At 64.0% G+C, this 14,333-nt stretch carries 12 protein-coding genes; 9 read left to right on the top strand and 3 right to left on the bottom strand.

The features are described from left to right. The first annotated feature begins 173 nt into the window (after positions 1-173). The 6 genes from AC26AR_RS11025 (at position 174) to cysN (ending at position 6,162) form a co-directional block, all read left to right on the top strand. Positions 174-863: a tetratricopeptide repeat protein gene (locus AC26AR_RS11025; protein WP_488107027.1), complete on the top strand. Its 690-nt coding sequence runs from the start codon at positions 174-176 to the stop codon at positions 861-863. A 156-nt stretch (positions 864-1,019) separates the two neighbouring features. Further along, complete coding sequence (locus tag AC26AR_RS11020) at positions 1,020-1,658, top strand: NUDIX domain-containing protein (RefSeq protein WP_488107026.1); 639 nt, start codon at positions 1,020-1,022, stop codon at positions 1,656-1,658. 268 nt (positions 1,659-1,926) lie between these two features. After that, a complete protein-coding gene (locus AC26AR_RS11015; RefSeq protein ID WP_077374279.1) occupies positions 1,927-2,373 on the top strand; it encodes a DUF1249 domain-containing protein in 447 nt (148 codons plus the stop codon). A gap of 234 nt (positions 2,374-2,607) precedes the next feature. Beyond that, positions 2,608-3,342 carry a metallophosphoesterase gene (locus AC26AR_RS11010; protein ID WP_279855262.1) on the top strand — a complete coding sequence of 245 codons (735 nt, stop codon included), beginning with the start codon at positions 2,608-2,610 and terminating at the stop codon, positions 3,340-3,342. Positions 3,343-3,620: 278 nt separating this feature from the next. Then, positions 3,621-4,532, top strand: coding sequence for a sulfate adenylyltransferase subunit CysD (gene cysD / locus AC26AR_RS11005; protein WP_084208199.1), 912 nt, complete (start codon positions 3,621-3,623; stop codon positions 4,530-4,532). A gap of 178 nt (positions 4,533-4,710) precedes the next feature. After that, a complete protein-coding gene (gene cysN / locus AC26AR_RS11000; protein WP_084208200.1) occupies positions 4,711-6,162 on the top strand; it encodes a sulfate adenylyltransferase subunit CysN in 1,452 nt (483 codons plus the stop codon). Between the two features lie 217 nt (positions 6,163-6,379). On the opposite strand, the gene AC26AR_RS10995 is transcribed toward cysN, so the two are convergent. After that, positions 6,380-7,597 (bottom strand): globin domain-containing protein, encoded by a 1,218-nt coding sequence (locus tag AC26AR_RS10995; protein ID WP_404625210.1) that lies wholly within the window; start codon positions 7,595-7,597, stop codon positions 6,380-6,382. A gap of 257 nt (positions 7,598-7,854) precedes the next feature. Between AC26AR_RS10995 and norR the strand changes: the two genes are divergently transcribed. After that, entirely contained in the window at positions 7,855-9,609 is a 1,755-nt protein-coding gene (gene norR / locus AC26AR_RS10990) for a nitric oxide reductase transcriptional regulator NorR (protein ID WP_488107025.1), read from the top strand. Between the two features lie 91 nt (positions 9,610-9,700). Here the strand turns inward: norR and cmoB are convergent, their stop codons facing one another. Together cmoB and cmoA are read right to left on the bottom strand one after the other, a co-directional pair. Next, the gene (gene cmoB / locus AC26AR_RS10985; RefSeq protein WP_488107024.1) at positions 9,701-10,729 is read right to left on the bottom strand and encodes a tRNA 5-methoxyuridine(34)/uridine 5-oxyacetic acid(34) synthase CmoB; all 1,029 of its coding nucleotides are present in this window, start codon (positions 10,727-10,729) and stop codon (positions 9,701-9,703) included. A 31-nt stretch (positions 10,730-10,760) separates the two neighbouring features. Next, entirely contained in the window at positions 10,761-11,507 is a 747-nt protein-coding gene (cmoA, locus tag AC26AR_RS10980; protein ID WP_176503991.1) for a carboxy-S-adenosyl-L-methionine synthase CmoA, read from the bottom strand. A gap of 204 nt (positions 11,508-11,711) precedes the next feature. Between cmoA and pgi the strand changes: the two genes are divergently transcribed. Both pgi and AC26AR_RS10970 read left to right on the top strand, forming a co-directional pair. Further along, a complete protein-coding gene (pgi, locus tag AC26AR_RS10975) occupies positions 11,712-13,415 on the top strand; it encodes a glucose-6-phosphate isomerase (protein ID WP_488107023.1) in 1,704 nt (567 codons plus the stop codon). A gap of 139 nt (positions 13,416-13,554) precedes the next feature. After that, positions 13,555-14,301, top strand: coding sequence for a YqiA/YcfP family alpha/beta fold hydrolase (locus AC26AR_RS10970; RefSeq protein ID WP_077374251.1), 747 nt, complete (start codon positions 13,555-13,557; stop codon positions 14,299-14,301). Positions 14,302-14,333 lie beyond the last annotated feature (32 nt).

Below are 14,333 nucleotides of genomic sequence, written 5' to 3'. Positions count from 1 at the left end.
CGACCAAGGGGGGTTGGCGGCAGATTCAAACGTTCGTTACAGTCTTGGCATGCCGTTCACGTTCTCGTGATATCGCCATTGCGGCAATTCGCCAGCACGCCTGCCAAGGCGCAGGTCTCAAGGGGCATTGCCGTATCATCCCGCCAACAATAATGAATTTCAGGGAGCTGTCCATGCCAACCCCGTCATCGCTACGCCGTACTCGTCGCGCCACGCATCGTGTCTACCAGCTGATGCTCTCAGGAGGCATGGCGCTGGGCATCACGCTGGCCGGCATGACCGGCGTCCAGGCCGCCGAAGGAGATGATGCCGTCTTCGGACTCATGAAACGCTGGGCCCAGGTCAACTATCAGTCCTCCGGGGACGCTCAGGAAACCGGCATGGAGGCCTTGGGCAAGGAAGTGCGCGCGCTGGCGGACCAATACCCGGACAACGCCCATGTGCTGACCTGGGAGGGTATCATCCTGGCGTCGTGGGCCAAGGCGCGAGGGGGACTGGGGGCGCTGGATCTGGCCAAGGAAGCCAAGGCCACCCTTGAGCAGGCCATCAAGCTTGACCCCCGGGGCGACAATGCCTCTGCCTACGTGACGCTCGGGTCGCTGTATGACAAGGCGCCGGGTTGGCCGGTCGGCTTTGGCGATGATGACAAGGCGGGGGAGGTGCTGCGTCAGGGGCTGGCCGTCAATCCTCAGGGCATGGACACCAATTTCTACTATGCCGACTATCTGGCCTCCGAGGGCAGGAAGGCCGAGGCACTCAAGCATGCACGGCTCGCGCTCAAGGGCCCGGCTCGGCCCAATCGTGAGCTGGCCGATCAGGAGCTGAAGCGCGAGATCAAGGCACTGATCACACGACTGGAGTGAGTGTCGCGCACGCGGCTTCAGGACAACGGTGACCGTTCGGCGGCACTGGACGTGAAAGCGGCACTTCCTTCGGACAGTGCCGCTTTCACGTCCAGTGGGCGGGCTGGCCAGCGCAGGGCGAGGTCGGGATAATGCGACTTCAGCCAAGGAGGATGCATGAGCGATACACCAGAGCACGTGGCAGGGCAGCAGGTCTTTGCGCATGGCGATGTCGAACGGGTCGAGACCAGGGTGCTGCAGGACGGTTTCTTTCGCCTGGAGCAGCGCGAGCTTCGCCATCGGCGTTTCAACGGTGGCTGGAGTGATGTGATCCAGCGCGAGGTGCATGTTCGCCATGATGCCGTCGGTGTGCTGCCCTATGACCCGGTGACGGATCGTGTGGTCTTCGTCGAGCAGATTCGGGCCGGCATGCTCGAGGACGAGCGCACCCCCTGGAGTCTGGAGCCCATCGCCGGCCTGGTGGACAAGCAGGAAAGTGCGGCGGAGGTCGCGCGGCGTGAGGCGGTCGAGGAGGCCGGTTGCGAGTTGAGGGAGCTGATCGAGCTCTACCGCTATTACCCCAGCCCCGGCGCCTGCACCGAAGAGGTCACCCTGTTCATCGGGCTATGCGACAGCAGCGGACTGGGCGGGGTGCATGGGCTGGCGGAAGAGAACGAGGATATTCGCGTGCATGTGCTCGATTTCCAGGCGGCCCTGTCGCTTCTGGAGCAGGGCAGGCTTGGCAATGCCATGGCGATCATGGCCATGCAGTGGCTGTTGCGGGAGCGTGCTGCACTGCGGGTGATGCACGCCTGAGACAGCGAAGGCGTTGCTTGGCAATCCCCCGTGGCTCACGCAGGGTTCCTCAACCTGCCCACCAGAACTGCTATTCTAGAGGCTTGCTGCCACCGGCAGGCCGGCAGTCTATCAATGCCTGTGTCAGTGCCGAGCGCCGAAACCCCGCTGCCGGGCGCTCTCACGGCGCTTGATCTGTCGCGCTTTGCCCGCATCATGCCATGCACGATACAGGGTGTGCCCTGCTAGACAGCACGCCAATGTTCTGAGATTCGCAAGGAGTTTGCCCATGCAGGTCAAGAAAGCCTATGTGGCCGACCTAAAAGCACTCCATGCCGAGTGCGGGTCCAATTATCTGCGCCTCACGCGCATCCTCGGCAAGGCCGAGGCGGGGGACAGCTTCGCCTTTCCCCTGGCGGGCAATCAGGGCCACTTCGGTACCCTGTTGCTCGAGGTGGTCGAGTGCGCGCCCTATACCACCATGGTCACGGTTGCCCAGACTGGCGTGCTGGATCACATCATCGATTCCCCGCGGATGAGCGTGCATCTCTATCACGATGTACGCATGGCCGAAGTCACCGACTTCCAGCGTCAACGGCATTTCTCGGGGCGCAACCGCTATCCGAACCCTCGCATGCACCAGCCGGATGAAAAGCTTCAGCTCAATCGTTTCCTCGGCGAGTGGTTGAGCCATGCTCAGGCTTTCGGGCAAGCCGATGTGCCTGAGTTGCCATGACGAGGCTGCCATGACGAGGCTGCCGTGACGAGGTTCTCGTGACGAGGCTGCCGTGACGAGGCTGTCGTGAGGCCCGCCGGGATGGGGGAGTGAGGGCAGCGCCAGCGTCATGATCAGAAAGAGAATTCGCGTTGCGGATTCCACGCCTGACCGGCTGTCCGCTTGACTGCCTGAAAGAACCGCGATGGCCCGGCCATCGCGGTTCTGTTCTTTTTTCCGCTGTTCGAGAGACCCATGCGACTGATCCAGATAAGTGACTGTCATCTGCGTGCCGACCCTGACGCGCGCTCACGACTGGGCTTCCCCTTGCGTCAGCTGGAGGCCGTGATGGCGCATGCCTCAAGCCTGCGTCCCGACATCCTGCTGGTGACCGGGGATGTCAGCCAGGATGAGAGCCCTGCTTCCTACCGTCTGGCGGGGGAGCTGTTCGATGCCCTGGGGTGTCCGTGGTTCTGGTTCGCCGGCAATCATGACCACCCGGATTTCATGCAGGAGCTGCGCCCTTTCCATCAAGAGCTTGATCTTGGTGACTGGCGTCTGCTGTGTCTGGACTCGCGCATCTCTGGACAGGCGGGGGGCGAGCTTGGCCGCGAGCAGCTGGCGGCGCTGTCGCTGTCGCTCGAGGAGGATACGAGGCCGACGCTGCTGGCGATGCATCATCATCCAGTGCCGATCGACTCGGACTGGATGGATCAGCTGGGCCTGGCCGACCGTGATGCCCTGTGGGACACCCTGAGTCATCACTCGCAGGTGCGGGCCATCCTGTGCGGCCATATCCATCAGGCTTTCGCCACCCGGCGCCCGAGCGGGCAGGGCAGTGTCGCCGTCTATGGCGTGCCCTCCACGTCAGACCAGTTCGCGCCGCTCAGCCATGATTTCGCCGTCGATGAAGCGGCGCGGCCAGGCTTCAGGGTCGTGGATCTCGACGGAGAGCGCCTCGAGACCTGGGTGGAGCGTGTCAGCCTGTGAGCGCCTTCGCGCTCCCGCTCGCGGCGTTTCGCCATCGGCGTGGGGCTGACGTGTCCCGGGGCTGCGGGAGTCAGGTATTCATTTTTGATCTTAAAAGATATTTTCTGATTCTTTGACGTTATCAAGGCGGCGCGGGTACCGTATCGGTATCCAGCATGCTCCGTGGGGGGTGAGAGAGTGAGAGTCATCTCGATCGACACGACCCGCGGGCACGCCCACTGATTGTCACGGGCCGCCTTCCAGGGCGACTCCCAGCGCTCACGAGGTTGCCGCACGCGATGCTTACCCCCGAACGTCAGACCCACCTCAAGCAGCTCGAGGCCGAGTCCATCCACATCATTCGTGAAGTGGCGGCCGAGTTCTCCAATCCGGTCATGCTCTACTCCATCGGCAAGGACTCCGCCGTGATGCTGCACCTGGCGCGCAAGGCCTTCGCGCCGGGCGTGCCGCCGTTCCCCCTGATGCACGTCAACACCACCTGGAAATTCCAGGAGATGATCAAGTTCCGCGATGAGATGGCCGCGGAAGTCGGCATGGAATTGATCGAGCACATCAATCAGGAAGGTGTCGAGGCGAACATCAACCCGTTCGAGCACGGCAGCGCCAAGTACACCGACATCATGAAGACCCAGTCGCTGAAGCAGGCGCTGGACAAGCATGGATTCGATGCGGCCTTCGGCGGTGCGCGTCGTGACGAGGAAGCCTCACGCGCGAAAGAGCGTGTCTACTCCTTCCGTGACCAGTACCACCGCTGGGACCCCAAGAATCAGCGCCCGGAGCTGTGGAACATCTACAACTCCAAGATCAACAAGGGCGAGTCCATCCGCGTCTTCCCGCTCTCCAACTGGACCGAGCTGGACATCTGGCAGTACATCTACCTCGAGTCCATCAAGATCGTGCCGCTCTACTACTCCGCCGTGCGTCCGGTGGTGAAGCGTGATGGCCTCGACATCATGGTCGATGACGACCGTCTGCCGCTCAAGGACGGCGAAGTGCCGGAGATGAAGTCCGTGCGCTTCCGCACCCTGGGGTGCTACCCGCTGACCGGCGCCGTGGAATCCACCGCCGCGACCCTGCCGGAAATCATCCAGGAAATGCTGCTGACCCGTACCAGTGAGCGCTCCGGTCGTGCCATCGATCACGATCAGGCAGGCTCCATGGAGAAGAAGAAGCGCGAAGGGTATTTCTAGTCGCCAATTCTCGCTAGGCCCATTGCCTCACGAGGCCCCATCCTGCTGATTCCGCCTCGTGCTTGATGACCTGAACGAACAATTCGCCTGATGAATCGGCTCGCAGCCTCACGAGACACTGGCTCGTGATACTGGCTCGCCAGCTCATCAGGCCCATGACAGCGGCAAGGAGAAGAGTGTGTCCCACGCGTCAGACAAGATTTCCGCGGATATCGAAGCCTACCTGCAAGAACACGAGCGCAAGGACCTGCTGCGCTTCATCACCTGCGGTAGCGTCGATGACGGCAAGTCGACCCTGATCGGTCGTCTGCTGTTCGACTCCAAGCTGATCTATGAAGACCAGCTGGCCTCCATCACCCAGGCCTCCAAGACCAGCGGCACCACCGGTGATGAAGTCGATCTGGCCCTGCTGGTCGATGGCCTGCAGTCCGAGCGCGAGCAGGGCATCACCATCGATGTCGCCTATCGCTTCTTCTCGACCGACAAGCGCAAGTTCATCATCGCCGATACCCCGGGGCATGAGCAGTACACCCGCAACATGGCCACCGGTGCCTCGTCCGCGAGCCTGGCGATCATTCTGATCGATGCGCGCTACGGCGTGCAGACCCAGACCCGTCGTCACAGCTTCATTGCCGACCTGCTGGGTATCCAGCATCTGGTGATCGCAGTCAACAAGATGGATCTGGTCGACTACTCCGAGGCGCGCTTCAACGAGATCGTCGCCGAGTATCAGGAATTCGCCGACAAGTTGAATGCACCGGATATCCGCTTCGTGCCGATGTCCGCGCTCAAGGGCGACAACGTCGTCAATCGCAGCCCGTCACTTGACTGGTACACCGTCGATGGTCAGGCCGGACCGTCGCTGCTGGAGGTGCTGGAAACCGTCGAACTGACTCGCGATCAGAACCTCAGCGATCTGCGCTTCCCGGTGCAGTACGTCAATCGTCCCAACCTCGATTTCCGTGGCTATTGCGGCACGCTGGCGGCCGGTGTCGTGCGTCCGGGTGACAGCGTCAAGGTGCTGCCGTCCGGCAAGATCTCGACCATCGAGCGCATCGTCACCTTCGATGGCGACCTCGAGATCGCCTATCCGGGCCAGGCCATCACGCTGACGCTTGACGACGAGATCGACATCTCGCGCGGTGACTGGCTGGTGGCGGCAGACGCCGAACTGCCGCTCTCCAATGCGCTGGAAGCGGATGTCGTCTGGATGCACGAGAAGCCGCTGCAACCGGGCCGTCAGTACGATATCAAGCTGGCGACCCGTGATCTGACCGGGCAGGTCAGTGCCATCGATTACCTCTACGACGTCAACACGTTGGAGCATCACGAGGGCGACAGCCTGGCACTGAACGCCATCGGCCGCGTCCAGCTCGAGCTGACCCAGTCGGTGCCGGTGGACGACTACCGTTCAAGCCCGGGCACCGGCAGCTTCATCGTCATCGATCGTCTGAGCAACGTGACCGTCGGCGCGGGCATGATTCGCGGCGTGGGTCGCTCCGGCACCCAGGCTACTACCCAGCAGACCGACTGGGCCGCGTTTGAAGCCGATCTCAACGCGCTGGTACGCAAGCACTTCCCGCACTGGGAAGCCCGCGACGTGCGCGAGCTGCTGGGCCGTGGCAACTGAGTCTTTGCAACAGAGTCTTTGCAACTGAGCCTTGGCAACATGAGTCGCGGTAACGGAGTTGAGCCGGCACGGTCGACTCCGTCGCATGACCCGATAACAACAACGCTGGACACGCGATAACAACACGGCCTGCTGGATATGAAGCCGGAGAACGCAGAAGCCCCCATGGCCGCAAGGCGATGGGGGCTTTTTGCATGGTGCGGGTCACGTCAGCGCATCAGGCGGCAGCGGCGTCGATGGCAAGCGGTGTGGAGGGGCCGAAGTGCTCGTGATGGCACTGGGTGAGCGGTACGCCGATGCGATTGAGGTGCTGGATCATGCTCTGCATGAAGCCATGCGGACCGATCACGAAGGCCTGCAGGGACTCGGCACTGGCACCTGTCGCGGCAATCTGACGTGCCAGCCAGTCGCGCTCGATGATGCCCAGGTGCGCATGCGTCGGCAGAGTGTCAGCCTTCTCGTAGCAGACCTGATAATGCAGCTGCTCAGGATACTGCGCGACCAGTGATTGCAGCGTGGTGTCGAAGGCATGTACCTCGGGATTGCGGGCCGCATGCAGATAGATCACCTGACGGCCTGCCGCGAGCGCTGCCTCCAGCAGCGAGAGCATCGGTGTCTGGCCGACGCCGGCAGACAGCAGCAGTACCGGGGCCTCGGGGCTCTGGGGCGTGGCATGTTCGAAGGTCAGCTCGCCGGCCGGCGGCAGCAGATCGATCTCGTCACCCACGTTCAGCGCATGCAGATACTGGCTGGATTGACCGTGGTCTTCACGCTTGACCGAGATACGGCAGAAGCGCTCGTCCGGCGCGTGTGACAGGCTGTAGTGGCGATGGATCACGCCCTGCGGCGTCGTCAGGCGCATGCCGATGTACTGGCCCGGCAGGAAGGAGAACATCGGACCTTCCACTGGCGCTAGGTACAGCGAGCGAATCTCGCGGCTCTCGTCCTCCGTGCGCACGATGCGAAAGCGGCGCAGCCCCTGCCAGCCGCCGCGGGTGGCAGCGAAGCTGTCGTAGCGGCCCTGCTCGGCGGCGATCAGCACGGCGGCCAGCTCTCCGTAGAGGGCGCCCCAGGCGTCGGCAATCTCCGGCGTGACGGCGTCTCCCAGCACCTCACCGATGGCGGCCATCAGGCACTCGCCGACGATGGGGTAGTGCTCGGGCAGGATATTGAGCGAGACGTGCTTGCTGACCACGGGCGCGAGCAGGCGGTCCACCGCCTCACGCGAGTGGCGTGCGCCGACATAGGCGAGCACGGCGCCGGCCAGTGCACGGGCTTGACCACCACTGGCCTGGTGCGTCTGATTGAACAGCGGCTTCACTTCGGGATAGCGCTCGAACATCAGCGGATAGAAGCGCGCGGTAATGGCGTTGAGGTGCTCGGCGACGACGGGAGCGGTGGCGGCGATCAGGTCTTCCTGGGCGTTGGTCAGCATGACGATACCTCGTGATGAATGTCGTCATGAAGAGAGCAAGGGCCATGCCAACTCGTCAGGCCAGTATCCATGCGTCCCCGAGAGCGGTGATGTGAAAAATACACGACGTGAGAATGTGTCAAGATGACATCTTGCGTGTCATGATGACATCATCTGTCGCCATGACGATGTCTTGCGACACGCCGTCGCGTGAGCCGCGTGCTCATCACCCAGTACCTCGCCCGCCATTTCCGGTTGACTGACGTCAGGAATCCCGCATGCCCGAGACTCCCTTGCCACGCAATGATACGCCCCTTGCCGCCCTGAACGCCTGGCTTGCTGCCTGGTTGACGGAAGAGGAGGGCGGCAAGCGGCGTGCCTTGCCATGGACCCGTCTGCTGGCCGCGATCATGCAGCGTCTGCCCGGTGAGGCCGCGACGCTGATGCGCTATCTGCCGGAGCGTGACGAGTTGCTGCCGCTGGCCACGCATGGGCTACCTGCCGAGGTGCGCGGTCGGCGCTTTGCGTTGTCAGAGCATCCGCGGCTCAAGGCGATTGCCGAGCACACCGGTGTCTATCGCTTCGCGGTGGACAGTGACCTGCCGGACCCCTTCGATGGCCTGTTGGGGGAAGTGCATGGGCCGGATCTGCTGGTGCACGACTGTGCGGGTATCGCGCTGCGCGAAGGGGACAGGTTGCTGGGCGTGATGACCTTCGATGCGCTGACACCCGGCGTGTTGGCCCCGCTGGAAGCGCTGGAGGTACGGCAGGTCGGCGATGCCGAGCTGGCAGACGTCCTGGCGCAGGAGCATCAGGAGCATCAGGAGCATCAGGAGCTTCATGACCTGCTGACGTTGCCCACCTGCTGTCTGGCGCTGGCATCACGGCTTGAGCGTGGGGCCGCTCCGCTGACCGGCATGGCAGCGCTTGCGCCGGGCATGACACCGCAGGTCCAGAGGACCTGTCCGCAGCGCGGGCCAGCGATGGCGAGACTGGAGGCACAGCTGGAAGCGGTAGCCGATACCGACATGACGGTGCTGGTGACGGGCGAGACCGGGGTGGGCAAGGAGGGCGTGGTCCAGCGGTTGCACGATGCGTCGCGTCGCGCCAGTCGGCCTCTGGTGCGCATCAACTGTGCCGCGCTGGCACCGGAACTGGTCGAGAGTGCGCTGTTCGGGCATCGGCGAGGGGCCTTCTCCGGCGCGTCCCATGATCACCGTGGCCATTTCGTGATGGCCGATGGCGGCACCCTGCTGCTGGACGAGATCGGTGAGCTGCCGCTGGCGTTGCAGCCCAAGCTGCTGCGGGTGCTGCAGGAAGGTGAATTGCAGCCGCTGGGCAGCGATCGCGTGGTCAGGGTCGATGTGCGCGTCATCGCGGCGACCAATCGTGACCTCGAGGCCGAAGTCGCCGCCGGGCATTTCCGCGAAGATCTCTATCACCGCCTGAGCGTCTATCCGCTCAGGGTACCGCCGCTGCGTGAGCGCGGACGAGCGGATCTGCTGGCGCTGGCGGGAACCTTTCTCGAGCACAACCGCACGCGCCTCGGGCTGGGCAATCTGCGCCTGACGCCGGCGGCGGAGCGTCTGCTGTGTGACTACCCGTGGCCCGGCAACGTGCGTGAGCTGGAGCACTGCCTGAGTCGTGCCGCCCTGCATGCGCGGCTGGCGCAGGGGGCTCATCCGACGCGCCTGCGCGCCGATGGGCGTCAGCTGGTGGTGATCACGCCGGAGTTGCTGGGGCTGGAGGCGAGTGCCGAGGTGGCGCACGAGCAGGCCGGTGGCATTGCCCTCCACGCCGCACAGGAGGGGCATGGCACGATTCAGGCGGGGAGTGCGAACCCGGCGCTGCGTCATGTCCTGCAGGACATCGATGAAGCGCTGGGGTTGCGTGACGCCACCGAGGCGTTTCAGCGCGAGCACATCTCGCGGGTCTGGCTGGCGAGTGATCGCAACTGGGCAGAGGCCGCGCGCAGGCTCAAGGTCGATCGCGGCAATCTGTATCGACAGGCCCGGCGGTTGGGCATCGTGTGAGGCGAGAGACGAAGACGGCGGTGCTCGATGAGCGCCGCCGTCTTTGTCTGCCCCGGCGCAGACACCGCTGGGAGAGAAGGTGCTGCGCAGATCAGGCGCGCGTGGCGATCAGCACCGCACGCCGTGGTGCCGGATGGCCTTCACGGGTCAGGCGTGGGTCGTCAGGGTCGAGGAAGTCGCTCAGCGAGTGATAGGTCATCCAGTCGGTCGAGCGTTGCTCATCCAGCGTGGTCACCGCTTCATCGACGATGCGCACGTCCTTGAAACCGGCGCGCTCACACCAGTGGGCCAGCGCCCGGGAGGACGGCAGGAAGTAGACGTTGGGCATCGCGGCGTAGCGCTCGCCGGGCATCAGTACCGTCGTCACGTCACCTTCCACCACCAGGGTTTCCAGCACCAGTTCGCCGCCGGGGCGCAGGGCATCGCGCAGCTGGAAGAGGTGGTCCATCGGCGAGGGGCGATGATAGAGCACCCCCATCGAGAACACGGTGTCGAAGGCGGCCATCTTCGCGGGGACGTCCTCGATGCCCACCGGCAGGAAGTGCAGGTTGCGCCCCTGGGGGTGATCCGCGCCGATGAAGTGACGCACGGCATGGAACTGGCAGTAGAAGCGCGGGGAAGGGTCGATCACCAGCGTGAAGGCGGCACCAGCGCCGACCATGCGCCAGCCGTGGTAACCATTGCCGCCCCCGACATCCAGCACGCGACGGTGAGTGAGATCCGACAGATGCGGCGCGAGGCGCTGCCACTTCCAGTCGGAGCGCCATTCGGTATCGATATGGATCTCGTCGAGCTGATAGGGGCCCTTGCGCCACGGCATCATGGCGCGCAGCAGATTCTCGCTCTGGCGTTGCTGCCCCGTGCTCAGGCCTGTCGGAAAACATGCACTGACACGGTCGGCATCCAGCTGCACCTCGCGCTCGTCAGGTAGCGTCGGCAGCTTCTCCAGCGCGCCATGCCAGGCCTTCAGGTCAGCATGGCGCTTGCGGTCCAGACCCTTGGCCAGTTGCTCGGGCAGGGCGCCCAGCCAGCGGGCGAAGCCGTCACCGACGGCGCCTGGCTCACAGGCAAGCTCGGTGAAGGCGCGGTAAAGATCACGATCGTAGGGGGAAATGCTCATGCGCTGGGTCGGGTCCGTGCAGGCGTAGCGGTCATTCGGCGGCTTTGAAAGCGACCATCGAGGCAAAGTTCAGGTATTGCAGCCAGGTGTGGCTGCGCGCGAAGCCGGCGCGTGCCAGGCGCGCATGGTGAGTGGCGAGACTGTCGGGCTTCATCACGTCCTCCAGCGCTTCGCGTTTCTGCGAGATCTCGAGGTCGGAGTAGCCGTTGGCGCGCTTGAAGTCATGATAGCGCTCGATCAACCAGGCATTCTCGACCGGGTCGTCGCTGATGATCTTCTCGGACAGGATCAACACGCCGCCGGGCTCCAGCGCCGCAAACAGCTTGTCGATCACGGCGTCGCGGTCCTGCGGCGGCAGAAACTGCAGGGTGAAGTTGACCACGATCATGCCGGCAGGCTGGTACTCCAGGGTGCGGATATCGGCTTCACTGACGTTGATGCGATGGTCCGGGAAGGCGTCGGCGAGCTCGCGGCTGGCGCGCTCGACCATCGGCCGGGACAGATCGACGGCTTCGATCTCGATGTCCTGGGCCGCCATCTCACGTGCCAGTGCCATGCTGGCAGCCCCCAGCGAGCAGCCCAGATCATAGACGCGTGCGCCAGGGCGCAGGTGAGCGCGGGCCATCAGCCCCAGCATGGCGATGATCTGACCGTACCCCGGCACCGAACGGCGCAGCATGTCCGGGAAGCAGCTGACGACCTGTTCGTCGAAGGAGAAGCTGGCAACACGGTCAAGGGGTGTCGTAAATATCGCGTCACGGTAAGATGCATCACTCATGGATCAAGGCTTCATCGGGCAGAGGGCCTGGGCGACATGCCATTGGCCGGGGAGCGGCTGGGCTGAGTGCCCTGCTGGGCCCGCCATTCTACGCATTCGAGGTGCCTGACGCACCCGCCGCGGCTTGCCGATGATGCCTCCATCAACCGATTTCTGACCGGGCCACGCAGGGCCGGTCGCGACACTTCAAGGAGAGAGGTGGCCATGTCCACTCCATCGTCTGCACGTTCTGCCCGCCGTAACAGTCAGGCCTGGCAGGCCCTCGCGCGTCATCATCAGGAGCAGATGGCCGATGTGCACCTGAAGGACCTGTTCGCCGAGGATGCGGCGCAAGGGCGCGATCGAGTGACGACCTTCACCCGTTCTGCCGCGGGCCTGCGCCTGGATCTCTCCAAGCAGCGGCTCAAGCAGGAGACCCTGGAGCTGCTGCTGGAGCTGGCGCGGGAAACCGGTGTCGAGCAGGGCATCAAGCGTCTGCTGGCCGGTGAGCACGTCAATCGCTCGGAAGATCGCCCGGCCCTGCACGCGGCCCTGCGTCTGCCACGCTCAGCAAGTCTCGAGGTGGATGGCGAGGATGTGGTACCTGCCATCCACGAGAGCCTCGAGCGGCTCGCCGAGATGGTCGAGACCTTCCATAGCGGGCAGTGGCGTGGTGCCACCGGCAAGCCGATCACCGATGTGGTCAATCTGGGGGTCGGTGGCTCGGACCTGGGGCCGCTGATGGTCTCGAGCGCGCTGAGCGATTGCCGTCCCAAGGGCGTCCATGAGGTCGGCGTGCACTTCGCCTCGACCATGGATGGCTCACAGCTGGCGGACTACCTGCAGTCCTTCAGTCCGGAAACCACCTTGTTCATCCTGTCGTCCAAGTCGTTCTCCACCATCGACACGCTCTCCAATGCGCGTACCGCGCGTGACTGGCTGAAGTCGCGCCTTGACCCGCAAGGCCGTCTGGAAGGACTGATCAATCGTCAGCACTTCATCGGTGCATCCGCCAAGCCGGAGAAGATGAGCGAGTGGGGTATCGCGCCGGAACATCAGCTGCTGTTCTGGGACTGGGTCGGCGGGCGCTACTCGCTGTGGGGCACCATCGGACTGCCCATCGCGCTCAATGTCGGCATGGACAACTTCCGTCGCCTGCTGGCGGGGGCGCATGAGCTGGATGAGCATTTCCGCACCGCACCGCTGGAAGACAATCTGCCGGTATTGCTGGCGCTGGCGGGGATCTGGAACAACAACTTCCTCGATATTCGCGCCCACTCCATCCTGCCCTACGACGGCCGCCTGGAATACTTCGCCAGCTACCTCGAGCAGCTGGAAATGGAATCCAACGGCAAGTCGGTCACCAACGATGGCGAGATGGTCGATTACTCCACCTGCCCGGTGCTGTGGGGCCAGCTGGGCCCGAACGCCCAGCATGCCTTCTATCAGCTGCTGCATCAGGGTACCCAGGCAGTGGAATGTGACTTCATCGCGCCGATGCGTCGCTATGACCATGTCGAGGACGCCGAGACCCGTGCCCACCTCAAGGCGCAGCACCGTCTGACACTGGCCAACTGCTTTGCCCAGTCGCGCGTGCTGATGCTGGGCGATGACGCGATAGCGGGTGACGAGGCCCAGCCGAATCACAAGCGTTATCGTGGCAATCAGCCCTCGACCACCCTGCTGCTGGAAGCGCTGACGCCGGAAACCCTGGGGGCCCTGATCGCGCTCTACGAGCAGAAGGTCTTCGTCCAGGCCACCATCTGGGACATCAATCCGTTCGATCAGTGGGGCGTGGAGCTGGGCAAGCAGATCGCCACCGCGACGGAAGCGACCATGACCACGGGAGAAGGCTTCGAGCAGCTGGACGCTTCCAGTCGTGCCTTGATCGAGTCCGTGTGGGCCGCCCAGGGGCAGGACCCGCGCTGACGGGGGATCACGCAGGCGATCATCCTCTGTTGATTTATACAGTATTCTCGCTATCCTATATGGGAATCAATCGTTTACACTAGACACCTTGCCGCGAACCGAGCGTGAGCCGTTCGGTTCGCGCGTGTCGGGAGCGCTGATGAGCCGTCCCCATTACCCTGCGCAGGCAGGCGTTGTCGTTCCTCCGGTCAGGGGCGTGTTGTACCTGCATGGTTTCAACTCGGCCAGTTGCTCGCCCAAGGCGCAGTTGATGAAGCGTGCGGCCGCCGAATTCGGTCTGCCCTGCGTCGCGCCTGACATCCCACCTCAACCCGCTGCCGGGCAGGCGGTGGTGGAGGAGGCCTACCAGGCGCTCTGCGCGCAGTTGGATCTCGACCCGGCTGACCCTGCCTGTGACGACGCCATCGTGGTGATCGGCAGCTCCATGGGTGGCTTTCTGAGCACCTGGCTTGCCGCGCGTGAGGCTGCGCGACTCGATGGACCCCAGGGCCGCGAGCAGAGCGTATGGCGTCAGGGGCCGCGCACGGTATTGATCAATCCAGCCGTGCGCCCGGTCAGGCTTGTCACGGCATGGCTGGGGTCGACCCACGCCAACCCCTATACCGGCGAGTCCTTCACCGTCACCGAAGCATTCGGGCCGGCGCTGGCCGCACTGGAAGCGATCCCCGTCACGCCGCAGCGCACCCTCGTGCTGCTTGCCACGGCGGACGAGACATTGGACGTCAACGATGCCGCAAGCCTCTATCAGGATTGCCGGCTGATCCTCACGCCGGGAGGGGATCATGGATTTGCCAGACTGGCGGAGTACCTGCCTGCCATCATGGCGCATGCCGGCCATCGTCTGGCCCCGTCGCTTGCGACATCCTTCCACGTCGCACCCTGCTAACGTGTCGAGGACGGTTGGGCGTGCGGGCCGGA

The sequence above is a fragment of the Cobetia sp. PS-4MA genome (assembly GCF_057670765.1).
This window is presented reverse-complemented; position numbering and strand designations above follow the sequence as displayed.

Excerpts from the sequence above, each read along its gene's own strand:
- AC26AR_RS11010 (WP_279855262.1), top strand. The coding sequence starts at position 2,608 with ATGCGACTGATCCAGATAAGTGACTGTCATCTGCGTGCCGACCCTGAC.
- cysD (WP_084208199.1), top strand. The coding sequence starts at position 3,621 with ATGCTTACCCCCGAACGTCAGACCCACCTCAAGCAGCTCGAGGCCGAG.
- AC26AR_RS10995 (WP_404625210.1), bottom strand. The coding sequence starts at position 7,597 with ATGCTGACCAACGCCCAGGAAGACCTGATCGCCGCCACCGCTCCCGTC.
- pgi (WP_488107023.1), top strand. The coding sequence starts at position 11,712 with ATGTCCACTCCATCGTCTGCACGTTCTGCCCGCCGTAACAGTCAGGCC.
- AC26AR_RS10970 (WP_077374251.1), top strand. The coding sequence starts at position 13,555 with ATGAGCCGTCCCCATTACCCTGCGCAGGCAGGCGTTGTCGTTCCTCCG.
- AC26AR_RS11015 (WP_077374279.1), top strand. The coding sequence starts at position 1,927 with ATGCAGGTCAAGAAAGCCTATGTGGCCGACCTAAAAGCACTCCATGCC.
- norR (WP_488107025.1), top strand. The coding sequence starts at position 7,855 with ATGCCCGAGACTCCCTTGCCACGCAATGATACGCCCCTTGCCGCCCTG.
- AC26AR_RS11020 (WP_488107026.1), top strand. The coding sequence starts at position 1,020 with ATGAGCGATACACCAGAGCACGTGGCAGGGCAGCAGGTCTTTGCGCAT.
- cmoB (WP_488107024.1), bottom strand. The coding sequence starts at position 10,729 with ATGAGCATTTCCCCCTACGATCGTGATCTTTACCGCGCCTTCACCGAG.
- AC26AR_RS11025 (WP_488107027.1), top strand. The coding sequence starts at position 174 with ATGCCAACCCCGTCATCGCTACGCCGTACTCGTCGCGCCACGCATCGT.
- cmoA (WP_176503991.1), bottom strand. The coding sequence starts at position 11,507 with ATGAGTGATGCATCTTACCGTGACGCGATATTTACGACACCCCTTGAC.